Below are 24244 nucleotides of genomic sequence, written 5' to 3'. Positions count from 1 at the left end.
TCCGTTCCGCAATGTCAGCTCCGCCACGTGCATCCGCTGGTTCTGCAGTTCCAGATTTCCATCTGAGTGCGGTAGTGCGTGTCGACCACCTCGTGGAACGGACAGATGGTATACATCAGATGTCCGTTCATGGGCCGCCCGTCTCTTGCACACATGATGGTATACGCCGTGGTGATAAGCCCGTGTTCCTCCAGCATTGCTACATATTTGCGCACGGTGTTCTCACTCATGCCTACCGCTTTCCCGATGTTCCGGTAGCTGGGCCAGCACTGATGGGTCTTCCGATTCTCCAGATACTTCAGATAACAGTAGACTGCCAGCTCTCCATGCGCCAGTCCCAGCAGAAAGATTTCATTAGGGAGCGAAAAGAAATGTGAGAGTTTCTGTTGGTTGTTCCATCCCTGGAAACGCAATGTTCACCTGTTCCCTTTCCCGGCGGAGCAGTCACTCCGCCGCAACTGTCGTGGAGACTTCTCTTTGCCGCCGACCGTACGGCAAACTCATGGTTGACTTTTTCTTGCGCGAGATGTAGACTCATTAAATAAAATTATCTTAATTAGACTAAGCATAGCATAACAAACTTTGTATCCATCGTCGAGTCTAATTGATGATTATATATAACGATTAGTCTATCCAAGGTGACCTACCATGCCAGACTATGTATTCAAGACTTATCTTGCCGACGGCAGAGAACATTTTCTCTATGGAGAGATGGGGGATAGCCGGGCACAGCTCACAAAAAAAGACTTTCCGTTTCCGGAAAGCCTGCTGCGCTTATTGTATCTGGACATCTGGGCCTATGACGGGCAGATTAAACAGTTTGACAAACTGCTCATGGAATTGTACCGCACCAGGGAGGAGAAATGTGCCCGGCAGCTTCTTCCGCTGCTGGACGAGCTGGCGGAGAGCCACATTTATTTCCAGCTGCTTCGCCTGGACTGGCGGGCGCGGCTCCGGGAAGCCCGGAGGCGGAACTACGAGAATATCCTTGACCTGCTGCCCCACAAGGAGATCACCCACATCCCCAGCAACATACACGCCATACAGACCCAGGTGCTGGGCCTGATTCAGAAGGCGCTGGACACGGACGCGCGTAAGGGTTCTTTGGAGCAGAAGCTGGCGGACTACTACGCCCGGGAGGAGCGGGAACCGCTGAAGGTGTTCCACTTCCGCCCCCAGCTCATGGATTTTGAGCGGGCGGAGGGCCAGGGCTTTGTGGAGGTTCTGCGCCCCAGGAGCATCTATGACCTCATTGACTTCAGTGTGCGGGAGTGCATCAAGCGGGAGATTAAAATGTGGGTGTGCAAGAACTGCGGCCATTGGTTTGCCATTACCGGAAGGACGAATGCCGAGTACTGCGAGGTGACCCGGGACAGCAAGGGCCGTACCTGCAAGGAGATTGGCGCCATCGCCCTATGGAACAAAAACAAGAGCGAGGACGAGGTCTTCAAGATTTACCGCAGAGAGTATAAAAAGCGCTTTGCCTGGATCAAGGCCAAGCGGATCGACCCGGCGGTGTTCTACGAGTGGAGCGCCAAGGCCCGGGAGAAGAAGGACGCCTGTGAGCGAGGGGAACTTACCCTGGAGGAGTTCCAGGTGTGGCTGAAGCTGTCGTGAGAAACAAGGGAGCCTGGGCCGACCCAAACGGTCAACCCAGGCTGTATTGATTCTAGGCGGCACAGGGGTTGCGCATAGCCATACTTTGCATCGTCCCAAAGGAAGTTTACAGTTGCAAAGTGTTCTGCAATATTCCATGAGATGGATAAATAGTAACCAGCACGGATGAAGCAATTGCTCCATCCGCGCTGGCCTTTTGTGGAGAAATAGGGGAGAGAACCGTTATACCTTGGGAGGCATGACTTTTGCTGTGCCAGTAACCACCTGCACCCCGTCCTGGTTGGTACAGACGGTGTCCAGTTCTGCCCGGTTGCGCTCCGGATTCAGGGAACGGACGGTGACGGTGGCGGTGATGGTATCCCCAATGCGGACGGGGGAGCGGAAGGAGAGTTCCTGGCCCAGGTAGATAGTCCCCGGCCCCGGCAGATGCATTCCGATGACAGCGGAGATCAGCCCGGCCGACAGCATCCCATGGGCAATTCGCCCGTGGAACTGGGTTTGCCGGGCGAAAGGCTCATTAATGTGGGCGGGGTTGAGATCTCCGGTGACACCGGCAAAGGTGTAGACGTCGTGCTCGGTGATGGTCTTGGAAAAGGAGGCCGTCTGGCCGGCCTGGAGCTGATCCACAGAGTAGCTCATTTCAGAACACCTTCCGGGTCAGACCATAGATCTGGCGGGCTTCATCGGGAGTGGCAGGTTCCAGATTGTTCAGATGCAGGGCCTTTACAGCCCGCTCCACCAGTTGGGCATTGGATTTGGCCAGCACACCCTTGTCCATGTAGAGGTTGTCCTCCAGGCCCACTCGCAGGTGTCCACCCAGGGCGATGGTGGCCATCATGATGGGCAGGTGGCCGGAGGAGATGCCGCAGGCCGCCCAAGTGGAGCCCTCGGGCAGAAGATTCTTTAGGTACACCAGGTTCTCCACGGTGTTAGTCATGCCGCCGGCACAGCCTAGGACGATCTGGTAGTGGCAAGGTGCCTTGAGCACGCCCTTCTTCATATAGTAGATGGTGTTGTAGATCATACCGGCGTCGAAGATCTCGATCTCCGGCTTGATATTGCTCTCCTGGAGGGCATAGCCCAGCTTCTCCAGGAAGGAGGGGGGATTCATGAACACGGTGCGGTTCTGCCAGTTGAGGGTGCCGGCGTCGTAGGAGGCCAGCTCGGGGAGCAGTTGCTGGAGGGGATAGATGCGCTCCTCGTCCCCAAAGTCCACGGAGCCGGAGGAGGTAATGTTGATGCACACGTCACAGTCCTTGTAGGCCCGGATGCGGTCCACCGTCTCCTTATAGAGGTTGAAGTCGGTGGAGGGGGTGCCGTCGGGGTTGCGGACGTGGACGTGAACGATGGCCGCGCCGGCCTGCCAGCACTCGTATGCCTCCCGGGCGATGTCCTCCGGGGTGTAGGGTACGGCGGGGTTCATGTCCTTGGTGGGCCAGGAGCCGCACAGGGCAGCGGTGATGACACGTTTGTTTTTCAGATCAGACATGGTTGATCTCCTTTCTGTCGGGTGAAGGTAATTTCGGGCGGAATGGTTTCATAGATCAACTTGTGCAAGCGGCGTGCCAACTAAAACCGCGTCATGAGGCGAAATTGTTAAAACGAAAACGAATGAAAAGTCGGATTCGATTTATCAAAAATCGAATCCGACTTAAATTTGAGAAGAAATCAGCGGAGAAAACGAGCCGCTCGAACCTACAGATGAAATTTTTGTTTGCGGCGCATGATAGACGCCTGACTGGTGCCCAGGGCCTCAGCCGCCTTATAGGAATTTCCGTACTTCTGCAGGGCATAGGCCACGTAGTTCCGGCCGCACTGATCCAGATACTGCTGGAGGGAGACGCCGGAGGAGATCATCTGCTCGTACCGGGCGGAGACGGCGGGCGAATAGACAGAGGCGGAGTCCTCTCCTGGACGCTCCGGCAGGGGAGAGGCAGGCGCGGGATCCAAGAAGGAGGAAACATCAGGAACGGCAACCTGCCGGCCCAGGCTCATGACCACCGCCCGCTCCACAAAATTCCGCAGTTCCCGTACATTGCCGGGCCATGGATATTGGATCATGAGCTGGAGTGTCTGGGGGCTGAACTCCTTGTCCTTGGCATACTTGCGGCAGAAGAGCTTCAGGAAGTGCTGGGCCAGCGGGATAATGTCCTCCCGCCGCTCCCGCAGGGGCGGCAGCCGGATGGGGATCACTGCCAGGCGGTAATAGAGATCCGCGCGGAATTTTTTCTCCTCCACCAGGTGATAGAGATCCTCATTGGAGGCGGTAAGCAGGCGGAAGTCCACCTTCTTGGACCGGGTGGAGCCCAGACGCTGGATAGTCTTGGTCTCCAGGGCCCGGAGAACCTTGCCCTGGAGGTTCAGGGGCATAGAGTTGATCTCGTCCAGGAAGAGGGTGCCGCCGTCGGCCGCCTCAAACAGGCCGGCCTTGCCGCCCGGGGCCGCGCCGGTGAAGGCCCCCTTTTCATAGCCGAAGAGTTCCGCCTCCAGCAGGTTTTCCGGCAGGGAGGCGCAGTTGATCACCACCAGGGGCTTGCCGGAACGGGGGCTGGCGTCGTGGATGTACTGGGCCACAACCTCTTTGCCGGTGCCCGACTCCCCGGAGATCAGCACCGCCGAGTCCACGACGGCCACGGTGGCAGCCGTGGACAGGGCCGCGCGCATGGCGGGGCTCTCAGCGATGACGGCGGAGCCCTTTACCGGCGGCGAAGCCCGCAGGCCGCTGATGGAGGAGACGGACTCCGCCTGGGTGGCCTGGTAGTAGAGCTGGTTCAGCCTGTCCAGGGGGCGGACTACCGCCAGAATGTTCCGGATTTTGCCGGAATCGTCGAAAATCGGGGTGGAAATGATCATCTGGCGGATGGTGTCCCGGCCATAGTTTTGGGTGTCCAGCACGTCCTGAAACATGACCACCTGGCGCTTCTCCCGGTAGACGATATCCGAGACACAGATGTCGATCTGCCCGGTGTTCAGGAAGTCGTGGACATTATAATGGAGCAGCACATCCTTGGGCATGTTCAGGGCCTGAACATAGGCGCTGTTGACGAAAATATAGTTGCCCCTGTCGTCTAACACATAGACGCCGTCTGGCAGGTTATCCAGGATGACCTCCAGCAAGTGAAGCTGATCCATACGGTTCGTTACACCCCCTATATCCCGCAGTAAAGAGGTACAATACCAGTATAACAGATGGGGCGCCGATTGTCACGAAGGAAGCTGCTTTTTCCAGCTTGGCACGCAGTTTGCTGTTACACAGAAATGCAAAAATGATAAGGAGGTTTTCCCGAATGAAAGTTGCAATTCTGGGTTGCGGAGCCATGGGCACCGTGTTGGGCGCCTACATGACCAAGAACGGATGTGACGTGGAGATGATCGACAGCTACCAGGCCCACGTGGACGCCCTCAATGAGAAGGGCGCCCACATTGTGGGCACCGTGGACTTCACTGTCCCCGTCAAGGCCGTCACCCCCGAGCAGATGGAGGGCATCTACGACATTGTTTTCCTCTTCACCAAGCAGACCGCCAATGACGTGGTGCTCCCCAACCTGCTGCCCCACCTGGGGCCGGACAGTACGGTATGCACCCTCCAGAACGGCGTGCCCGAGCCCTATGTGGCCAGCTATGTGGGGGAGTCCCGGACTGTGGGCGGCACCGTCCTGTGGGGAGCCACCTTTATGGAGCCCGGCGTCTCCGAGCTGACCCAGGACCTGTCCCGCAATGACCACCTCTTTGAGATCGGAGAGATCGATGGTTCCATTGGCCCCCGCATTAAGAAGGTGGCCGAAGTGCTGGGCTACATGGGCCCCACCGCCGTGTCTGACAGCCTGATGGCCTCCCGCTGGGGCAAGCTGATCAACAATGCCTGCATGAGCGGCATGTCCGCCGCCTGCGGCACCACCTTTGGCGGCGTACTGGACAACGACGTGGCCAGGGCCTGCCTGAGCTATCTGGGCCGGGAGGTCAAGCAGTGCTGTGAGGCGGCGGGCTACAAGCTGCCGATCCTGCTGCATGAGCAGTCCCCGGAGACGCTGGGTATTGTCGACCAGGCCATGTTCAACGCTGACCAGGAGATGTTCCTCACCATGTACTCCGACATGCGCACCGCCAAGGCCAGCATGCTTCAGGACCTGGAGAAGGGCAAGCCCACTGAGGTGCGGATGATCAACGGCTACGTCTGCCAGACCGGCGACAAGTACGGCATCGAAACCCCTTTTAACGACAAGGTGGTGGAGATTGTCACCAAGATTGAAAAGGGCGAGCTGCCCCTGTCCATGGACAACGTGAACCTCTTCGACCGCAAGCTCTTCGACTACGAGCTCTACCACGTGTGAGCCCAGCGGGCTTCTCCGCGTTATCTTGACTTGACCAGAAAGAGAGGGTAATCTTATGTCAATGGTCGGAATCATTGGCCTGCTGCTGGCCATCGCCATCCTGATCTTCGGCGCCTACAAGGGACTGGGCGCCCTGCCCCTGACCATGATCGCCGCCCTGGTGGCCATCGTATTCAACGGCATCCCCCTGTGGGAGGGGTTTGCCACCCACTACATGGCGGGTTACACCAGCGCCTACATGAGCTACTTCCTCATGTTTGCCTGCTCCGCTCTATACGCCAAGCTGATGGACGAGTCTGGCTGCGCCACAGCCATTGGCTACAAGTTCATCGACTGGTTCGGCCGCAAGAACATCATGCTGGTCACCATCCTCATCGTCTCCGTGCTGACCTACGGCGGCGTGAGCCTCTTCGTGGTAGTGTACGCCGTGGCCCCAATCATGTTCCTGCTGTTCAAGGAGGCCAACCTGCCCCGCCACCTAACCATGGCCTGCCTGATCGTGGGCTCCGCCACCTACACCATGACCACACTGCCCGGTACCCCCCAGCTGACCAACGTAGTGCCCACTGAGTACCTGGGCACCACCATGACCGCCGCCCCGGTGCTCAGCATTATCTGCACCGTGGCCATCTTCGCCCTGTGCCTGCTCTACTGCACCTGGGCTAAGAACAGGGCTGTGGCCCGGGGGGAGGTGTGGTCCTACCCCGACAACGTGGATCCCGCCCTGTTTGAGATCAAGGACCGCAGCCTCCTGCCTCCCGCTTGGAAGGCATTCCTGCCCATTGTGGTGCTGCTGCTGGTGATCATCGTGGGCGGCCGCTTCGTGTCCAACTCCACCATGCTGGCCACTTGCGCCATGCTGCTGGGCGCAGTCCTCACCTATGTGCTCAATTTCCCCAAGTTTAAGGGCAAGGACTGGAAGGCCCTGCTGGGCGACGGCCTGGGCGGCGGTATCTCTGGTATCGGCGGCCTGGCGGCCGTGCTGGCCTTCGGCACCGTGGTGCAGAACTCCGGTGCCTTCCAGGATATCGTGGACTGGGTGCTCAACCTGGACATGAACCCCTACGTCCGGGGCGTGTTCGCCACCAGCGTGTTCTCCGGCATCACCGGCTCCTCCTCCGGCGGCCTGCGGCTGATGTACCAGTCCCTGGCGGACACCTTTATCAGCTCCGGCTGCAATCTGGAAATCCTCCACCGGCTGACCTCCATCGCCGCCGGCGGCCTGGACACCCTGCCCCACTCCCCCGGCCTGTTCCTGATGTTCAGCGTCCTGGGGCTCAACCACAAGAACGCCTACCGCCACGTGTTTGCGTGCAGCGTGGCGATTCCCGTGATCGTGGTGGTGGTGGCCACCGCCATCTGCGTGTTTGCCGGTATTTGATTCCAAGCAAGTACAGACAACAAGCCTATTTTGACAGGAGGCAGTCACCATGGCAGATCAGAATTGGAAAATTTCCGCGCTCTACTTCGGGCAGATGATCCTGCCCCGCACCTCGTTCAGCGGCACGCTGGATCCCGACCTGAACATCGATATACCGATATTGGCTTCTTGCTGAGAAATGGGCGGGAAAACGTCCTGGTGGACACCGGCATGCGGGTAGAATACTTCGCACAGATGGCCATCGGCGATATGAAGCCAAAGGGCAGCACGGAGATCCTGCTCGCCTCCCTGGCGGAGGAAGGCTTGAAGCCGGAGGATATTGACACCGTCATCTACACCCATCTGCACTACGACCACGTCGGCAACGCGGATCTGTTCCCAGATGCAGTGACCTATGTTCAAAAGGCAGAGTACGACAATATGCTGAGCCCCTATCCATTCCCAAAGGCCCGGATGGACTATTTCCCTGACACCCCGGAACGTCTTTCTAAGGTCAAGCGGTTGCTTTTGGTGGACGGCGACCTGAAGCTGGCCAACGGTCTGGAGCTCTACCTGACCCCCGGCCACTCCAGAGGCGGACAAACCATCGTGGTGCCCACGGAGAAGGGCCGCTATGTCATCACCGGCGACAACTCGGCCACAAAATACTGCCTCTTCGCGGACATGGATAAGATGACCCTAATGGACGGCACCGTCATCAATATCACCCCTGACCACACGATTCCTCACCTGACAGGACGCTTTACGACCGACCGCTTTGCCTTCTACGACAGCGCGAGGAAGCAGCTGGCCCTGGCGGAGAAGCCGGAGCCCGAGTATTTCCTGCTCTCTCACGATACAGAGACGGCCTATCGCCGACACTTCGGTTGAGCAAGGGCGGGTAGTATCATGACGGAGAATAAGGCGCCGCAGGCGTTGGATGTGACAGTCAAAAACTACGAGGGTGTGGCGGATCTCTCTCCTGTGGGGACCTTTGTGTTCTGCATCCTTTGCTTTGCATTTTGGGCGGTGGATCTGGGCTTTCTGGGGGATGGAGCCACCACGGCGATTGGTTTCCTGGGCCTGGCGGTCTTTGTGCCGTACCTGGTGGCCGGGGTGGCTCTGAGCAGGAGGGGACTGTGCCTGGGCGGGAATACCTACATACTCTTCGGCGCGGTGTTTGGGTCATGCGGCGGTTTGTTCAACACGTTTGATGCCGTGTTCGCAAGGGCCGGGATTCCCTTTGACTACTCTGTGGTGGGCATCGCCTTCACCCTGGCAGGCCTCTATCTGGCGTGCATGCTCCCGGCGGTCAGCCTGCCGCTTGGCAAGCTACCCACCTTATATTGTTTTGGCCGGGCAGAGCCCTTTTATTGATTATACCGGCGCAATTCCTGAGTAGTTGGATTGGAACGGTGGCTGGACACATGATTGGACGGAGCCAGAAGTTTCCCTTTTCTTTTGCGTCGGCCTATGCTATATTATCAGCAGAAGGGCAGGTGGGAGTGATGGCGGAAGATGTATTGGCGCTCAACGGACTCTCCATTGAGTTGCTTACACAGCTCTCCTATCGGTCTCAACTTGGCCTGTCACTGAAACGGACATTGCGGCATTTTGAGCGAGAGGCACTGATCGCGGAGTTGGTATCCATGACCGAATGGCTGGATGAACAAACCGGACTCTCCGAAATCGCACTGGATTACCGAATCAAGAGTTATGCCTCCATCGTGGGAAAGTACGAGCGGTATTTCAACTCTTCCTGCCATGTGAGCCAGGTGTTTAATGACGTTCTGGGATTTCGGGCTTTCTGTGATAGCTATAACAGTGTACTGGCCCTAACTAGTACATCATTCAGCGTGGCAGATTTTTCCAGGGGCAAGGCGGTGGATGACGGTTACCGGGGTGTTCATCTGTATTTTCAACTGGACAATAATCACTATCCCATTGAAATCCAATTCAACACTCTATACGATCGGCAGCTTAACAACTGGCTGCACGACTATCTCTACAAAAAGACATACTCCAATGAGGTCGGACAGCAGTTGAGAGCCCGCTATGAAAACGGGAAAATCAGAAATCAGTCTGAATTTGAGGAGGTGCTGAACGATGTGCTATCTGGTGGCTAAGGATACAGAAAAGCGGGGCTGTTACGCCCTGAAAACCACCCATGGAGAGCGGCTTGTGAATTTGAAACGGGCTCTGGATCAAGAGGTGGGAGTCAAAGGTATCCAGCTGGTGACCATTAGCCGTCCAACGGCCTACGGCGAGTATGCTCCCTATACATTTGCAAAGGACGAGCAGGAGTTCAAGACGTTGGTTCGGGCCATGCGCGCCTGACCCACACCCTGACCCACACGAGGAAAAAAGCGGACGGAATCAACGGAACAGAAAGTACCAAAGACCGCATCCTTCTGGAATAAAAAGAACCCAAAAGCCCTCAACCTCAACGGGTTGAGGGCCCTCAATTAGTTGGTAAGGATGAGGTCTCCGGTTCAAATCCGGATAGCAGCTCCACAAAAACCGCTCTTTTCGCTTGAAAAGGGCGGCTTTATTTTTGGGGGAGAAAGAACCACCAGCTATACTGGTGGGCTTCCCCCATATGCTTTAGCAAAAAGCAGTGAAAGTGACAAGAAAGTTTCAAATAGAAGATAATATGCCCGTTTACGGGCGACCGAGCGCAAGATGCAGGCTAAAGATAGCGGTATGGGCCACTTCACCCTGTTTTTACCGCGTGGTATAGGTGCGGGTGCGCAGGGTAAACCCGGCGTCGTAGTGTCCCAGAATGGAAAAACCGTTTTGACATCCACGTCATTTTGCAGGGCTGTTGTAGCAAAGGTGGGCCTGAGGTCGTGGAACATGAGGTGCTCTAGGCCCGTATTTTTAAAATTTACTTATAGAGGTTTACCATTCTGTCCGGGTGCTTTTCGTGCTCCTGGATGAGCAGTTCCACGGCAGCCTGTGGGATGGACACCTGCCGGACGGAGTTCTCCGTTTTGGAGTGGGTCAGCTCCAGGGAGCAGTCAGGGTTACGGACGTATTGCCTGCGCACCGGAATTGTCCGGCCTTGGATGTCCACATCGTCCAACCGCAGGGCCGCCAGTTCACCTTTTCGCAGAGCGTTGTCCAAATCCAAATAGAACATGTGCAGGAGTACCCACACCCTAGCAGCCTCCAAGTCGTCCCGGATGTGCTCCAGAGGCAGGATTTTCATGTGCAGTTTTCGGGCATTAGGGACGATGCAGGCACTAACAATAAGCTCGTAATAGTTTGAAATAGCGTTGCAAACGTTAGGCTTGGCGCAAAGCTTGTACCACGTTCACAGTCCGGTGGCCGGCTCTCCCGATGTCCCTGATAATGCCAGCCATCCGCCGGCAGAGGTATTTTCTTGCAATTCTAAGTTTGGAGTGGTAAACTGGGCATGCACGCAACACAGATTGGAAGGAGGATGGAGCATGAATCCCGAGAGCGACTTCCGGATTGAGAGCACATATGACAGGCAGGCGTATCAGGCCATGGCAAAGGCCACCTGGAAGCTGTTCCAGAAGCACAGGATGGAGGTGATGGCCTATCCCGCCCTGATCAGCGTGGCTTTGGTGATCGCCGTTCTGCTGGTATTTAACTGGAATCATACGGTCCTGCCCATACGCATTTTGGGTATTGCGTTTATTGTTCTGCAGTTCGCGGTGATCCCCCTGGGCGCGCGGCGCGCTCAAGCCAAGACGTGCCGGAAAGCGATCCGTGATGCGGAAAAACGGGGCGAATATCCCGCCCGTGTGGAGTTTTTGTTCCAGGACGACCATATCCGTACCACAGTGGGGAAGGAAGCCACGTCGGTTCGCTACCGGGAGGTCAGCCATTTGGCCGCTCTGAAGGACTGGCGGTTCCTCTATTTCGGGCAGGGGGCGTATATCATCCCCGTCTCGGCGTTTCGGGATGCGGCGGAGCTGGACCGCTTCGATACGTTTATTACCGGGAAGTGCGGCATGCCCATTGTAATACTGGAGGGGGAAGTACCCAAGAGCTGACGGAACGCAAGAAGGGGAGGAGACGGATGCAGGAGTCCGAGCGTATTTTCATTGCTGAAAACGCCACGCTGCTGCGGGGAAGCGAGCGGGAGCTCAACCGGCAGCTCTTTACGATCCTGAACAGCATCTATGACGGACTTTACATTACGGACGGACAGGCCAACACGATCCTGATCAACCGCGCCTATGAGGAGGTCTCCGGCCTGCGGCGGGAGGACGTGCTGGGCAAAAGCATGCAGGAGATTGTCGCTACCGGCATGATTGACCGCTCCGGCTCCCTGGGGGTGCTCAAGACTCGAAAGCCGGTGACGCTGGAGCAGACCTTCCGCACCGGCAAACAGGCGCTCATCACCAGCACACCCCACTTTGACAGCAGCGGGGAGATCACCATGATCATCACGGTGGTCCGGGATATGACGGAGATCTACGGCCTGCAGCGGAAGTATCAGGAGAGCGAGGAGCGCCGCCGCTCCGAAATGGAGTTCTTGCAGCGCAATCAGAGGTTTGTCTCCCGCATGGTGGCGGCCGATCCCCGCACGCTGGAGGTGCTGGCCCGGGCCCAGAAGGTGGCCGCCCTGGACACGACGATCCTGCTGCTGGGGGAGACCGGCGTGGGCAAGGAGCAGTTCGCGCGGTACATCTACGAAAACTCCGCCCGCGCCCGGCAGAGCTTCATTGGCATCAACTGCGGCGCCATCCCGGCCAGCCTGATCGAGAGCGAGTTGTTCGGCTATGAGAAGGGGGCCTTCACCGGGGCCAGCAAAGAGGGAAAGATGGGCGTGTTTGAGAGCGCCGACAAGGGTACCGTCTTTCTGGACGAGGTGGGCGACCTGCCCCTTGAGATGCAGGTACATCTCCTCCGCGTCCTGCAGGAGATGCAGGTAAGAAGAGTTGGAGGCGTACGCTCCATCTCGGTGGACGTGCGCATCATCGCCGCCACCAACCGGAACCTGCTGGACATGGTGCATGAAAAGACCTTCCGGGAGGATCTGTACTACCGGCTCAATGTGGTGCCCATCGAGATCCCGCCCCTGCGGGAGCGCAAGCGGGACATTCGCCCGCTGGTGGAGAGCTTTCTCAAGGACATGAACAAGAAGTACCGCTATCAGAAGCGGTTTGCCGACGCAGCCATGGAGATTCTGTACAGCTACGTCTGGCCCGGCAACGTGCGGGAGCTGAAAAACGTAGTGGAGCAGGCGGTGATCCTCAGCGCCGGGGACGAGATCCAGCCCTCCGAGCTGCCCATTGCCTGCCGGTTTGAGGGGGAGAGCCACGGCGGGGACGAGACTGGGCGTGTGAACCTGAAGCTGGAGGTGGCGCGGTTCGAGTATGAGTATATCTGCCGCGCCTATGAGAAGTACGGAACGGTGCGGGCCGCGGCGGCCAGCCTGGGGATGGACAGCGCCACCTTTGTCCGCAAACGCCGCAAGTTTGAGGAGCTGCTGCAAAAATGAAACGGGCGCTGTAAAAATGCACCAGCCTACAGAATTGCGGCAGGTCAATCGGTTTTAGTTAGATAAGTTTAAATTAACCGATGATCTCTTGATGCAGAAATGCAGCAAACAGCGAGAGGGATTTCTCGGGGGAAAAGCCCAATCAACTGCGCGGCAGTTGATTGGGCCCTTTTTTTGAAGTTGGCATGTGAAATGCATAAAAGAAGGAGTGTCACGAACAGTTGGCCAACTGTCGCAGCGAGACTGACAAAACTCCTGTTTGGGATGAGAAAGAGGGAACGTAAATGGCAAACGAACAATTTGTCAGCCGTTACCGTAAATACGGTGAAGAACAGCCCTACTGGAAGGCCGGTATTTTCAAGATCCGCCTCCCCTTTGTCCACTACAAATGGTCGGTTCCCGAGATGGTGCAGGCCGTGTTCATGTGTGCGACCTGCCTGGGCGCTATCCCCGTGCTGCAAGAGGTCCTGGGCGTTTCGTACGGTGTAGCCCTGTCCATGGTCATCATTAACGGCTTCTTCTATAACCTGCATGTGTTGCTGGGCGACCCCGTGGTGCCCGGGTGGATCACCCCTGCCATTCCCATCATTACCGCCTTCCTGACCGACGGATATGAGATGGGCCCTGAGCGTACCCAGGCGCTGATTGCTATGCAGTTGATTCTGGGCCTTATCTTCCTGGTGTTCGGTATCACCGGTATCGGCGGCAAGATGGTACACTTGGTGCCAAACTCCGTAAAGGCCGGCGTACTGATGGGCGGCGGCTTAGCGGCCATCATCGGCGAGATGGGAAAAACCGGTCGTTTCTGGACGTATCCCATCTCTATTACCGTGGGTGTGCTGGTGGCCTACTTCTGCCTGTTCAGTCCCATATGGGCCAACCTGCGCCGGAAATACAAGGCCATTGATTTAATCGGCAAGTTCGGTATGCTGCCGGCTATCATCATCGGTGTCGTTCTGGGCCCCATTGTGAAGGAGATCGCGGTGCCTGCTGTTCAGTTGTGGCCCCTCATCAAGATCCCAGAGTTCGGCAACATCTGGAACCAGTTGTCTCCCTTTGCCATCGGCTGGCCCAGCGCGGCGACATGGATTGCCGCCATCCCCACCGCCATCGTGGTGTATATCATTGCCTTTGGCGACTTCGTCACCTCGGAGGAGCTGCTCCGCTCCGCCGATGAGGTCCGCCAGGATGAGAAGATTGACTTCAACGCCAACCGCTCCAACGTCATCAGCGGCATCCGGAACGTGGCCATGGCGCTGTGCTGCCCCTACACCCAGACCTGCGGTCCCCTGTGGGCGGCCGTTACTGCCGCTGTGTCCCAGCGGTACAAGGAGGGCCCCAAGGCCATGGAGTCCATCTACTCCGGTGCCGGTACCTTCCGCTGGTGTACCTTTATTTGCGTGGCCCTGATCCCCATCTCCTCCCTGCTACAGCCCGTGCTGCCCGTAGCCCTGTCCCTGACCCTGATCGTGCAGGGCTTCATCTGCACCCAGCTGGCCATGAACATGTGCCGCACCGACATCGAGCGGGGTATCTGCGGTGTCATGGGCGCGGTGCTGGCCATCCAGGGTGCCGCCTGGGGACTCGCAGTGGGTCTGATTCTGTTCTTTATGCTTTTCGAGGGCAAAAAGAAGGCCTCCGAGCAGGTGGCCGTCGGTGCCGCCGATGACAAGGCGAACCAGTAGTTCCATTGAGTTCTGAGTATTCAAAAACATAGATTGATTGAATCTGATTGAGAAAGGAAGTCCTCTATTATGGCACTCATGACCGGCGAACAGTACATCGAAAGCATCCGCAAGATCCCCATGGAAATCTACATGTTCGGCAAGAAGGTGGAGAATCCGGTCGACAATCCGATCCTGCGGCCCTCCCTGAACAGCGTGCGTATGACCTATGACCTGGCCCAGATGCCCGAGTATCAGGAGCTGATGACCGCCATCTCCCCCGAGACCGGCGAGCGCATCAACCGCTTCACCCATATCCACCGCTCCACCGAAGATCTGCGCAACAAGGTGAAGATGCAGCGCCTGCTGGGCCAGAAGACCGCCGCCTGCTTCCAGCGCTGCGTGGGCATGGACGCCTTCAACGCCGAGTACTCCACCACCTACGAGATCGACAAGAAGTACGGCACCAGCTATCATGAGAACTTCAAGAAGTTCATGCTCTACTGCCAGGAGAACGACCTGACCGTGGACGGCGCCATGACCGACGTGAAGGGCGACCGCTCCAAGGCCCCCCACGCCCAGGACGACCCCGACATGTTCCTGCATGTGGTGGAGCGCCGGCCCGACGGCGTGGTGGTCTGCGGCGCCAAGGCCCACCAGACCGGCATCATCAACAGCCACGAGGTCATCGTGATGCCCACCCAGTCCATGGGCCCCGATGACAAGGATTACGCCATCTCCTTCGCCGTTCCCCTGGACACCAAGGGCCTGTTCATGATCATCGGCCGCCAGAGCTGCGACACCCGCAAGCTGGAGGGCAGCGAGATGGACGTGGGCAACAGCGAGTTCGGTGGAGTGGAGGCCCTGACCGTGTTCGACCACGTGTTCGTGCCCAACGACCGCATCTTCATGAACGGCGAGACGGAGTACGCCGGCATGCTGGTGGAGCGGTTCGCCGGCTATCACCGCCAGAGCTACGGCGGCTGTAAGGTGGGCGTGGGCGACGTGCTCATCGGCGCCGCCGCCGTGGCCGCCGACTACAACGGCGCCAACAAGGCCAGCCACATCAAGGATAAGCTCATCGAGATGACCCACCTGAACGAGACCCTGTACTGCTGCGGCATCGCCTGCTCCGCCGAGGGCGCCCCCACCGAGAGCGGCAACTACATGATCGACCTGCTGCTGGCCAACGTCTGCAAGCAGAACGTGACCCGCTTCCCCTATGAGATCGTCCGTCTGGCCGAGGACATCGCCGGCGGCCTGATGGTCACCGCCCCCGGCGAGGCCGACTTCCGCGACGAGAAGCTGGGGCCCGTCATCGACAAGTACCTCAAGGGCGTGTCCACCGTCTCCACTGAGAACCGCCTGCGCATTCTGCGCCTCATTGAGAACCTGTCCCTGGGCACCGCCGCCGTCGGCTACCGCACCGAGTCCATGCACGGCGCCGGCTCTCCCCAGGCCCAGCGCATCATGATCTCCCGTCAGGGCAACCTGGCCCACAAGAAAGAGCTGGCCAAGGCCATCGCCCACATCAAGGAGTAAGCAAAAACCATATTCGAATCGCATCTGTATTCGACCGGAGGGCGGCGGCAATCCGCCGCCCTCCGGCTTTCTAAAAGGAGGCATCCGCCATGTATGAGGACATCGAGGCCGTGCTGGATGAGCACGTGCGCCCGCTCCTGCGCACCCACGGCGGTGAGATGGAGATTATTGAGGTGGAGGACGGCGTCGTCCGCTTCAAGCTCAAGGGCAAGTGCGCCGGCTGTCCGGCGGCCGATCTGACCACCGAGGAGCTGATCCAGACCGCGCTGACCGAGCACCTCCCGCACATCAAGCGGGCGGTGCTGGTGCAGGATATCAGCCCGGAGCTGCTGGACGAGGCCCGCTCCATCCTGAAGATGCGCCATGGCGGATAAACGGCAGATCGGCGTCCGCTACTGCGGCGGCTGTAATCCCCGGTATGACCGGGTGGCCCTGGTCAAGCGCATCGGCGGCTTTTTCCCGGAGGCGGAGTTCCTCACCGCCCAGGCTGGGGTGAAGTACCCGGCGGTGCTGGTGGTGTGCGGTTGCCCCTCCCGCTGTGCCAACGTCAGCGATCTGGCGGTGCCCGCCGGGCGGCTGATCTTCCTCAGCGGGTGGGAGGAGCTGCTGCCGGCGAAGGAGAAGCTGGCCGAGGCCCTGAAGGGGCAGCAGACGCGGAGCCTGACCCACGAGGAGGTGCTGGACATCCTGCCCCACCGGGAGCCCATGCTGTTCATCGACACGGTGAGCCGCCTGGTGCCCGGGGAGGAGGCGGTGGCCTCCTTCCGCGCCCGGCCGGAGCTGCCCTGCTTCGCGGGCCACTTCCCCGGAACGCCGGTGCTCCCCGGCGTCTACACCATCGAGGCCGCCGCCCAGGCGGCGGACATCCTGATGATGACCACGGAGCGTTACGCCGGGAAGCTCCCCCTGTTCATGGGGGTGCGGGAGGCCACCTTCCGGCGGAAAATCCTGCCGGGGGATACGCTGGAAATCCACGTGTCCCTTCTGGAGGAGAAGACGGAGCGGGCCATCGCCGCCTGCCGGGGGCAGGTGTTTGTGGAGGGCGTGCTGGCGGCGGATCTGGAGCTGCGGCTGGCCTTCCGGTAGCCCAATAAAAAGGAGACAGTGCAATGACATACGCAATCAAGGCCCCGGCCCGCTATGCACAGGGCGCGGGAGAGCTGGCCAACCTGGGCCGCAGCGCCAAGAAGCTGGGAAATAAGTTTTTGGTGATCTGCACCGACAACAGCCGCGGGCGCTTCGGCGCCCAGGTGGAGGCCAGCCTGGCCGAGCAGGAGAAGGAGGTGGTGTTCACCACCTTCCACGGCGAGGCCACCAAGGACGAGGTCTTTGCCAAGATGGACGAGTGCAGGGCCCAGGGCTGCGACGTGGTGGTGGGCATGGGCGGCGGCAAGGCCCTGGACACCGCCAAGGCCGTGGCGGAAAATCTGGGCCTGCCCTGCGTCATCATCCCCACCGTGGCCTCCAACGACGCGCCCTGCTCCGGCGTGGCCGTGCTCTACAACGACGCCGGGGTGGTTATCAAGGCCGTGCTCATGCGCCGCAACCCGGATCTGGTTCTGGTCGATACCGGCATCATCGCCAACGCCCCCAGGCGGCTCTTTGCCGCCGGCCTGGGCGACGCGCTGTCCACCTGGTTTGAGGCCCGGGCCTGCAAGAACAGCGGGGCCCGCACCATGGCCCGGGGCAACGTGTCCAACACCGGGCTGATGATGGCCCGCCTCTGCTACGACCTGCTGATGGAGAAGGGGCGGGACGCCCTGGCCGCGGTGGAGCGGCACGAGGTCACCCCCGCGCTGGAGGACGTGGTGGAGGCCACAATCTACCTCAGCGGCCTAGGCTTTGAGAACGGCGGCCTGGCCGCCGCCCACGCCGTCAACGACGGCTTTGCCCAGGAGCCCCAGGCCCACGGCATGTACCACGGCGAGAAGGTGGCCTTCGGCACCCTGGTTCAGTTGGTGCTGGAGAAGGCCCCCCAGGAGGAGCTGGAGCAGGTGCTCGCGTTCCTGCGGGACACCGGCCTGCCCCTGACCCTGGCCCAGCTCGGGGTGAGGGAGATCGTGCCCGAGACCCTGAAAAAGGTGGCGGAGGCCGCCGTGGTGCCCACTCAGTCCACCAAGAACCTGCGCGCCGATATCACCGCCCAGGAGGTCTACGACGCCATCCTGGAGGCCGACCGCATCGGCCGGGACTATCTGGCACGCTGAGCCCAGTCTTAAAATCCAAAGAATAGAGGGTGTGTATCGTATGAATTGGAAGGAATATTACAAGCAGCACCTGATGAGCGCGGAGGACGCGGTCAACCACATCCAGTCGGGCAACCGGGTGGTGGTGGCCCACGCCTGCGGCGAGCCGTCCTATCTGCTGGACGTGATGGTGGCCAACGCCAAGGCCTACAGGGACGTGGAGATCGTCCACATGGTGGCCATGGGCAAGGCCGAGTACTGCAAGCCCGAGTATGCCGGTAACTTCCGCCACAACGCCTTTTTTGTGGGCGGCACCAGCCGGGACGCCATCGCCGAGGGCCGGGGCGACTTCACCCCCAGCTTCTTCTTTGAGGTGCCCCGCCAGTTCAGCTCCACTATGCCGGTGGACGTGGCCATGGTCATGGTGACGCCTCCCGATGAGAACGGCATGTGCTCCCTGGGCGTGTCGGTGGACTACACCCTGGAGGCCGTCAAGCAGGCCAAGCTGGTCATCGCCCAGGTGAACCCCCAGATGCCCTGGACCGGCCCTTACAGCCTGGTGTCCGTCAAGGATCTGGACTGCATCGTGGAGCATGAGGCCCCCATCATTGAGCTCAAGCCCCCCAAGATCGGCGACATTGAGAAGGCCATCGGTGAGCACTGCGCCTCCCTGGTGCCCGACGGGGCCACCCTCCAGTTGGGCATCGGCGCCATCCCCGACGCCGTGCTCCTCTTCCTCAAGCACAAGAAGGACCTGGGCATCCACTCCGAGATGTTCTCCGACGGCGTGGTGGAGCTGGCCGAGGCCGGCGTCATCACCAACGCCAAAAAGACCCTCCACCCCGGCAAGTTTGAGGTGGCGTTCCTGATGGGCACCCGCCGCCTTTACGACTTCGTGGATCACAACCCCGACGTGGAGCTGCGCCCTGTGGACTATGTCAACAACCCCTTTGTCATCGCCCAGAACGAGAACATGGTGTCCATCAACTCCTGCGTACAGGTGGATCTGATGGGCCAGGTGGCCTCCGAGAGCATCGGCCCCAAGCAGATCTCCGGCGTGGGCGGCCAGGTGGACTTCGTCCGCGGCGCTTCCGCCAGCAAGGGCGGCGTGTCCATCATGGCCATGCCCTCCACCGTCAAGGGCAAAATCTCCAAGATCGTGCCGCTGCTGGATGAGGGCGCCGCCGTCACCACCAGCCGCAACGACGTGGACTACATCGTCACCGAGTACGGCGTGGCCGCGCTGAAGGGCCAGACCCTCCGCCAGCGCGCCCGCAACCTCATCGAAATTGCCCACCCCGACTTCCGCGACGAGCTCAAGGCGGAGTACGAGAAGCGCTTCCACTGCAAGTATTAAGCGGCATGGGGCGGGCCGGAGGCCCGCCCCATTTGGTGCTTACGCCGCGGGATAGAAAGGAAACGAGCTATGACAAATCTGGAGAAGTATGACCGCCTGTTCCTCACCGCCTTCCGGGTCAAGCCGGAGGAGCTGCCCGGCCTCAAGTACCGGGGCATCCCCCTGTGGGACTCCCTTGGCCACATGGATCTGATGGGGGACATGGAGGAGACCTTCAAAATCAGCATCGGCACCGCCGACGTGCTGGATTTCTCCTCCTATGAGAAGGGCAAGGAGATTCTGGCCAAGTACGGCGTGGAGCTCTGAGCCGTGCTGCGTCTGGAGCGGTGGACGGAGCCGCTGGCGGAGAGCAACTGCTATCTGCTGGGGGAGGCGGGGCGCGCGGTGGTCATCGACCCCAACGATCCCAGGGGGCCGCTGGAGCGGCTGGAGGCGCTGGGGTGGACGCCGGAGCGGATCCTCCTGACCCACGAGCACTGCGACCACATGGCCGGGCTGGAGGCGCTGCGAAACCGCTGGCCCGGGGTGCGGGTGGCGGCTACCGCCGCGTGCAGCGCCGGCCTGGGGGACACCCGGCTCAACATGACCCGGAGGATGGAGGTCTATCTCGCCTTCCGGGGCAAGCCGGGGGTGTCCTATCCGCCCTTCGTCTGCCGGCCGGCGGATGAGACCTATGAGCACGCCTGGGAGTACGTATGGCGGGGACACCGGCTCCGCGCCGTGGCCCTGCCCGGACACACGCCGGGGAGCGCGGGAATTTTCCTGGACGGGGACACCTTTTTCTCCGGGGACTACCTGATTCCGGGGGAGGAGGTCATCCTCCGCCTGCCCGGCGGGAGCGAGACGGACTACCGCGCCGTCACGGAGCCCATTCTCCGGGGGCTGCCCCCCGGCCTGCGCATCTGCCCCGGCCACGGGGAGCCCTATATTCTCACAGGAAAGGAGTGAAGCCGGTGTGGAGCTGAACACGCTGCTGCAATACAAGCCCTATTCCACGGCCCGGACGGAGAAGCGGGCGCTTTACGCCGGACTGCTCACCGGGCTGACCCAGTTTCACCGGGAGCACTGCCCGGAGTACGGCCGCCTGCTGGACGCCCTGGGCTGCCCCGCCCACATGGACTGTACGGTGGAGAGCACCCCCATGCTGCCGGTGTCCCTGTTCAAGGAACTGGAGCTGCGGAGCATCCCGGAGGGAGAGGTATTCAAGACCATTACCTCCTCCGGCACCACCGGGCAGCGGGTGTCCAGGATTTTCCTGGACGGGGCCACCTCCGCCTGTCAGCAGCAGGCCCTCTGCCAGATCATGTCCGACTTCCTGGGGGAGCGGCGGCTGCCCTTCCTGGTGCTGGACAGCAGGCAGGTTCTGCGCAACCGCGCCATGTTCTCCGCCCGGGGGGCGGGCATTCTGGGCTTTTCCATCTTCGGCACCAGGCCCTGCTATGCCCTGGACGAGCACATGGAGCTGGATCTGGACGGGGTGCGGGCCTTCCTGGAGGAGCACCAGGGGGAGACCATCTTCCTCTTCGGCTTCACCTTCATGATCTGGAAGCACGTCGTCCGCGCCCTGGAGGAGCGGGGGGAGAGGCTGGACATCCCCAACGGCATCCTGGTTCACGGCGGCGGGTGGAAGAAGCTGGCCGGCGAGGCGGTGTCCCCCGGGGAGTTCAAGGCCCGGGTGGCGGCGGCCACCGGCGTGGAGCGGGTGAGCAACTACTACGGCATGGCCGAGCAGACCGGCTGCATTTACATGGAGTGCCCTCAGGGCCACCTCCACGCCAGCCTGTGGTCGGATATCGTGGTGCGGCGGGGGCGGGACTACCGCCCCTGTGAGCCTGGGGAGGAGGGGGTGCTCCAGGTGCTCTCCCCGCTGCCCCGCTCCTATCCCGGCCACTCCCTGCTGACCGAGGATCTGGGCGTGCTGCTGGGGGAGGACGACTGCCCCTGCGGGCGCAAGGGCAAGTATTTCAAGGTGACGGGGCGGGTGCCCCGGGCCGAGGTGAGGGGGTGCAGCGATACCTATGAGGGATAACGTCACGCTTCTGGCCGGGGCGGAGCAGGTGGACGCCGCACCCTGGCCCCCCTTTGACCCCAGGGCGGTGGACTTCCTGGCGGAGCTGTCCGCCGAGGTGCTCCGCAGCCCGGACACCCGGCGGCAGGAGGCCTCCGCCGCCTTCGGCTTCTGGTGCCGCCGGGCCCGCCTGGAGGCCCTGGCCGCGCGCCACGCCTCCCCGCTGCCCCGGCTGGGCCGGGGGCTGGCCTTCCATCTGGCCCCCGCCAATGTGCCCGCCCTGTTTGCCTACACCCTGGCCATCGGCCTGCTGGCGGGGAACGCCAACGTGGTGCGCCTGTCCAGCCGGCGGGTGGAGGGGGAGGCCCCCCTGCTGGCGGCCCTCCGCCGGGTGCTGGAGCGGCCGGAGCACGCCGCCGTGCGGGCCCGCACCAGCCTGATCACCTACGGGCGGGACGATGCCGTCACGGCGGACTACTGCGCCCGCTGCGACGCCCGGATCGTGTGGGGCGGCGACGCCACGGTGGCGGCGGTGCGGGCCATGCCCATGCCCCCCCACGCCGTGGAGCTGTGCTTCCCCGACCGCTGGTCGCTGGCGGTGTTCAGCCAGCGGGCCTTCTCCGCCCTCACGCCGGAGGAGCGGGGGGCGCTGGCCCACCGGTTTTATAATGACACCTACCAGATGGATCAGAACGCCTGCTCCAGCCCCCAGCTGGTGCTGTGGCTGGAGGACGGGGGAGACCCCGCCTGCCGCGGCCGGTGGTGGGAGGCGGTGGCCGCCGAGGCGGCGGAGCGCTACCCCTTCGGCCTCTTCCAGGCGGCCCGCAAGCTGGAGCGGCTGTGCCTCTGCGCCATGACCATGGAGGAGCCCGCCGTCGCCGCCGTGGAGCGCTATCAGGGCAACCTGCTCTATGTGGCCCGGCTGGCGGGGCTGTCTGGAAACCTGCCCTCCCTGGCCGGGGGCTTCGGGCTGTTCTTTGAGGCGGACTTGCCCCGTCTGGAGGCGCTGGCCCCCCTGCTCCCGCCCAAGGCGCAGACCCTGGTGTGCGGCGGGCTGGAGCCGGCGGAGGTGGCCGCCCTCCTGGCCCGGGCGGGGGCGCGGGGCGTGGATCGGGTGGTGCCGCTGGGGCAGGCCCTGGAGATGGATACGGTCTGGGACGGGAGGGATCTGATCGCCGCCCTGTCCCGCATCATTGGATAGGAGGAGCACATGGAACTGTTTGCGCGCTGCGACCGGGAGCCGGAGCGGCTGCTGGCCGTCACCGAGGAGGGGAAACGGTACACCCTGGGGGATTTGAACGCCGCCGCGGAGCGGATCGCCGGGGCCGTGGGGGAGCACCGGCTGGTCTTTGTGCTGTGTGAGAACACCCCCGGAACCCTGCTGGGCTACCTGGGGTGCCTGAAAACGGGAGAAGTGCCCCTGCTGCTGGACGCCCACATCGCGCCGGAGCTGCTGCGCGGCCTGCTGGAGACCTACCGCCCCGCCTTCGTCCATGTGCCCGGCGACCTCCCGGCGGAGACGGGGCGGGTGCTGGAGGGCTTTGTCCCGGCGCTGGAGGTGGAGGACAGCGTTCTGCTCCGCCGCCCCGGCGGGCAGGGGCCGGAGCTCCACCCGGAGCTGGCCCTCCTGCTCACCACCTCGGGCAGCACCGGCAGCCCCAAGCTGGTGCGCCTCAGCGGCCGGAACCTGGATGCCAACACCCGCTCCATCGTGGAGTACCTGGAGCTGGACGAGGGCCAGCGGCCCGTCACCAACCTGGCCATGAGCTACTCCTACGGCATGTCCATCGTCAACACCCACCTGCTGGCGGGGGCGGCACTGGTGCTCACCCGGCGCAGCGTGCTGGAGCGGCCCTTCTGGGAGCTGGTGGAGCGGGAGCGGGTCACCTCCCTGGCCGGGGTGCCCTACACCTACCGCATGTACCGGCGGGCGGGCCTGCTGGAGATGGAGCTGCCTGCGCTGAACACCCTGACCCAGGCGGGCGGCAAGCTGCCGGAGGCCCTTCACCTGGAGTTTGCCGACTGGGCGGCGCGGACGGGACGGCGCTTTTTTGTCATGTACGGCCAGACCGAGGCGGCCCCCCGTATGGGCTACCTGCCCGCGGAGCGGGCGGTGGAGAAGTGCGGCAGCATGGGGGTGCCGGTGCCCGGCGGTCAGTTCCGCCTGCTGGGGGAGGACGGTGTGCCTATTGACGCGCCGGACACCGTGGGCGAGCTGGTCTACCGCGGGCCAAACGTGGCCATGGGCTACGCCCGGCGGGCGGAGGAGCTGGCCCTGGGGGACGAGTGGCACGGGGAGCTCCACACCGGCGATATGGCCCGGCGGGACGGGGACGGCTTCTACTACATCGTGGGCCGCAAGAAGCGGTTTATCAAGCTCTACGGCAACCGGGTGGGCCTGGACGAGGTGGAACGGCTGCTTGCCGCCCGTTTCCCGGACACGGGCTTTGCCTGCGTGGGGAGGGATGACCTCCTCCGGATCTTTCACGACAGCGCCGATCCCGCCGTGACCGGGGCGGCGGCGGAGTATCTCAGCGAACAGATGCACTTCCCGGAGCGGGTCTTTCAGATCCGGGCCTTGGAGGCCATTCCCAAGAATGAGGCGGGCAAGACCCAGTACAGGGCGCTGGAGGAGATGCGGTAACACCGGCCGAAGTATGCTGCATATGAGTCGGGCCGCCGGGAATTCCCGGCGGCCCG

Annotated in this window: 26 protein-coding genes and 1 pseudogene; 21 read left to right on the top strand and 6 right to left on the bottom strand. The window is 61.5% G+C overall.

Annotated elements, in window-relative coordinates; all coding sequences use genetic code 11:
- Positions 1 to 14: 14 nt before the first annotated feature.
- Both HMPREF0372_RS20780 and HMPREF0372_RS20775 read right to left on the bottom strand, forming a co-directional pair.
- Positions 15 to 230 carry a hypothetical protein gene (locus tag HMPREF0372_RS20780; protein ID WP_230979304.1) on the bottom strand — a complete coding sequence of 72 codons (216 nt, stop codon included), beginning with the start codon at positions 228 to 230 and terminating at the stop codon, positions 15 to 17.
- A 3-nt stretch (positions 231 to 233) separates the two neighbouring features.
- Positions 234 to 413: pseudogene (locus HMPREF0372_RS20775) on the bottom strand (helix-turn-helix domain-containing protein); the annotation flags it as partial.
- Positions 414 to 648: 235 nt separating this feature from the next.
- Here HMPREF0372_RS20775 and HMPREF0372_RS13415 point away from each other — a divergent pair.
- The gene (locus tag HMPREF0372_RS13415) at positions 649 to 1617 is read left to right on the top strand and encodes a DUF6076 domain-containing protein (protein WP_007493461.1); all 969 of its coding nucleotides are present in this window, start codon (positions 649 to 651) and stop codon (positions 1615 to 1617) included.
- Positions 1618 to 1839: 222 nt separating this feature from the next.
- Here the strand turns inward: HMPREF0372_RS13415 and HMPREF0372_RS13410 are convergent, their stop codons facing one another.
- The 3 genes from HMPREF0372_RS13410 to HMPREF0372_RS13400 form a co-directional block, all read right to left on the bottom strand.
- Complete coding sequence (locus tag HMPREF0372_RS13410) at positions 1840 to 2256, bottom strand: MaoC family dehydratase (RefSeq protein ID WP_007493459.1); 417 nt, start codon at positions 2254 to 2256, stop codon at positions 1840 to 1842.
- 1 nt (position 2257) lies between these two features.
- Positions 2258 to 3106 carry a beta-keto acid cleavage family enzyme gene (locus HMPREF0372_RS13405; protein ID WP_007493457.1) on the bottom strand — a complete coding sequence of 283 codons (849 nt, stop codon included), beginning with the start codon at positions 3104 to 3106 and terminating at the stop codon, positions 2258 to 2260.
- A gap of 206 nt (positions 3107 to 3312) precedes the next feature.
- Positions 3313 to 4749 carry a sigma-54 interaction domain-containing protein gene (locus tag HMPREF0372_RS13400; RefSeq protein ID WP_007493455.1) on the bottom strand — a complete coding sequence of 479 codons (1437 nt, stop codon included), beginning with the start codon at positions 4747 to 4749 and terminating at the stop codon, positions 3313 to 3315.
- Between the two features lie 155 nt (positions 4750 to 4904).
- On the opposite strand from HMPREF0372_RS13400, the gene HMPREF0372_RS13395 reads away from it, so the two are divergent.
- The 7 genes from HMPREF0372_RS13395 to HMPREF0372_RS13370 are packed head-to-tail and all read left to right on the top strand — an operon-like array spanning position 4905 to position 9645.
- Complete coding sequence (locus tag HMPREF0372_RS13395) at positions 4905 to 5948, top strand: ketopantoate reductase family protein (RefSeq protein ID WP_007493453.1); 1044 nt, start codon at positions 4905 to 4907, stop codon at positions 5946 to 5948.
- 55 nt (positions 5949 to 6003) lie between these two features.
- Positions 6004 to 7329, top strand: coding sequence for a GntP family permease (locus tag HMPREF0372_RS13390; protein ID WP_174269971.1), 1326 nt, complete (start codon positions 6004 to 6006; stop codon positions 7327 to 7329).
- A gap of 49 nt (positions 7330 to 7378) precedes the next feature.
- Positions 7379 to 7504: a hypothetical protein gene (locus tag HMPREF0372_RS21110; RefSeq protein WP_007493449.1), complete on the top strand. Its 126-nt coding sequence runs from the start codon at positions 7379 to 7381 to the stop codon at positions 7502 to 7504.
- A gap of 35 nt (positions 7505 to 7539) precedes the next feature.
- The gene (locus HMPREF0372_RS18790; RefSeq protein ID WP_148342678.1) at positions 7540 to 8199 is read left to right on the top strand and encodes an MBL fold metallo-hydrolase; all 660 of its coding nucleotides are present in this window, start codon (positions 7540 to 7542) and stop codon (positions 8197 to 8199) included.
- Between the two features lie 18 nt (positions 8200 to 8217).
- Positions 8218 to 8685, top strand: a complete 468-nt coding sequence (locus HMPREF0372_RS13380; RefSeq protein ID WP_007493444.1) for a hypothetical protein — start codon at positions 8218 to 8220, stop codon at positions 8683 to 8685.
- A 50-nt stretch (positions 8686 to 8735) separates the two neighbouring features.
- Positions 8736 to 9434: a nucleotidyltransferase family protein gene (locus HMPREF0372_RS13375; protein WP_007493442.1), complete on the top strand. Its 699-nt coding sequence runs from the start codon at positions 8736 to 8738 to the stop codon at positions 9432 to 9434.
- Complete coding sequence (locus HMPREF0372_RS13370; RefSeq protein WP_007493440.1) at positions 9415 to 9645, top strand: DUF6718 family protein; 231 nt, start codon at positions 9415 to 9417, stop codon at positions 9643 to 9645. Before HMPREF0372_RS13375 ends, HMPREF0372_RS13370 begins: the two co-directional genes overlap by 20 nt.
- Positions 9646 to 10195: 550 nt before the next feature.
- Here the strand turns inward: HMPREF0372_RS13370 and HMPREF0372_RS20280 are convergent.
- A complete protein-coding gene (locus tag HMPREF0372_RS20280) occupies positions 10196 to 10519 on the bottom strand; it encodes a site-specific integrase (protein ID WP_007493435.1) in 324 nt (107 codons plus the stop codon).
- Between the two features lie 241 nt (positions 10520 to 10760).
- Between HMPREF0372_RS20280 and HMPREF0372_RS13360 the strand changes: the two genes are divergently transcribed.
- The 13 genes from HMPREF0372_RS13360 (at position 10761) to HMPREF0372_RS13300 (ending at position 24188) form a co-directional block, all read left to right on the top strand.
- Complete coding sequence (locus tag HMPREF0372_RS13360) at positions 10761 to 11333, top strand: YcxB family protein (protein ID WP_007493433.1); 573 nt, start codon at positions 10761 to 10763, stop codon at positions 11331 to 11333.
- Positions 11334 to 11359: 26 nt separating this feature from the next.
- Complete coding sequence (locus tag HMPREF0372_RS13355) at positions 11360 to 12787, top strand: sigma-54 interaction domain-containing protein (protein ID WP_007493431.1); 1428 nt, start codon at positions 11360 to 11362, stop codon at positions 12785 to 12787.
- A 284-nt stretch (positions 12788 to 13071) separates the two neighbouring features.
- Positions 13072 to 14472 (top strand): hypothetical protein, encoded by a 1401-nt coding sequence (locus HMPREF0372_RS13350; protein WP_007493429.1) that lies wholly within the window; start codon positions 13072 to 13074, stop codon positions 14470 to 14472.
- A gap of 69 nt (positions 14473 to 14541) precedes the next feature.
- Positions 14542 to 15993 carry a 4-hydroxyphenylacetate 3-hydroxylase family protein gene (locus HMPREF0372_RS13345; protein ID WP_007493428.1) on the top strand — a complete coding sequence of 484 codons (1452 nt, stop codon included), beginning with the start codon at positions 14542 to 14544 and terminating at the stop codon, positions 15991 to 15993.
- An 89-nt stretch (positions 15994 to 16082) separates the two neighbouring features.
- Positions 16083 to 16367 (top strand): NifU family protein, encoded by a 285-nt coding sequence (locus tag HMPREF0372_RS13340; protein WP_007493425.1) that lies wholly within the window; start codon positions 16083 to 16085, stop codon positions 16365 to 16367.
- Positions 16357 to 17079: a 3-hydroxyacyl-ACP dehydratase FabZ gene (fabZ, locus tag HMPREF0372_RS13335; RefSeq protein ID WP_007493424.1), complete on the top strand. Its 723-nt coding sequence runs from the start codon at positions 16357 to 16359 to the stop codon at positions 17077 to 17079. Before HMPREF0372_RS13340 ends, fabZ begins: the two co-directional genes overlap by 11 nt.
- Positions 17080 to 17102: 23 nt before the next feature.
- The gene (locus HMPREF0372_RS13330; protein ID WP_007493422.1) at positions 17103 to 18200 is read left to right on the top strand and encodes a glycerol dehydrogenase; all 1098 of its coding nucleotides are present in this window, start codon (positions 17103 to 17105) and stop codon (positions 18198 to 18200) included.
- Between the two features lie 40 nt (positions 18201 to 18240).
- On the top strand, positions 18241 to 19536 hold the full coding sequence (locus HMPREF0372_RS13325) for an acetyl-CoA hydrolase/transferase family protein (protein ID WP_007493420.1): 1296 nt from the start codon (positions 18241 to 18243) through the stop codon (positions 19534 to 19536).
- A gap of 69 nt (positions 19537 to 19605) precedes the next feature.
- Entirely contained in the window at positions 19606 to 19842 is a 237-nt protein-coding gene (locus tag HMPREF0372_RS13320; protein WP_007493418.1) for an acyl carrier protein, read from the top strand.
- A 3-nt stretch (positions 19843 to 19845) separates the two neighbouring features.
- Positions 19846 to 20484, top strand: a complete 639-nt coding sequence (locus tag HMPREF0372_RS13315) for an MBL fold metallo-hydrolase (protein WP_007493415.1) — start codon at positions 19846 to 19848, stop codon at positions 20482 to 20484.
- 7 nt (positions 20485 to 20491) lie between these two features.
- A complete protein-coding gene (locus tag HMPREF0372_RS13310; protein WP_007493414.1) occupies positions 20492 to 21565 on the top strand; it encodes a LuxE/PaaK family acyltransferase in 1074 nt (357 codons plus the stop codon).
- On the top strand, positions 21555 to 22745 hold the full coding sequence (locus HMPREF0372_RS13305; RefSeq protein ID WP_007493412.1) for an acyl-CoA reductase: 1191 nt from the start codon (positions 21555 to 21557) through the stop codon (positions 22743 to 22745). The genes HMPREF0372_RS13310 and HMPREF0372_RS13305 overlap by 11 nt, the downstream gene beginning before the upstream one ends.
- 9 nt (positions 22746 to 22754) lie before the next feature.
- Complete coding sequence (locus tag HMPREF0372_RS13300) at positions 22755 to 24188, top strand: AMP-binding protein (protein ID WP_007493411.1); 1434 nt, start codon at positions 22755 to 22757, stop codon at positions 24186 to 24188.
- Positions 24189 to 24244 lie beyond the last annotated feature (56 nt).

The organism is Flavonifractor plautii ATCC 29863 (assembly GCF_000239295.1).
Taxonomy (GTDB): domain Bacteria; phylum Bacillota; class Clostridia; order Oscillospirales; family Oscillospiraceae; genus Flavonifractor; species Flavonifractor plautii.
Note: the sequence above shows the minus strand (reverse complement) of the source record. Positions and strands in the feature narration are given on the sequence as shown.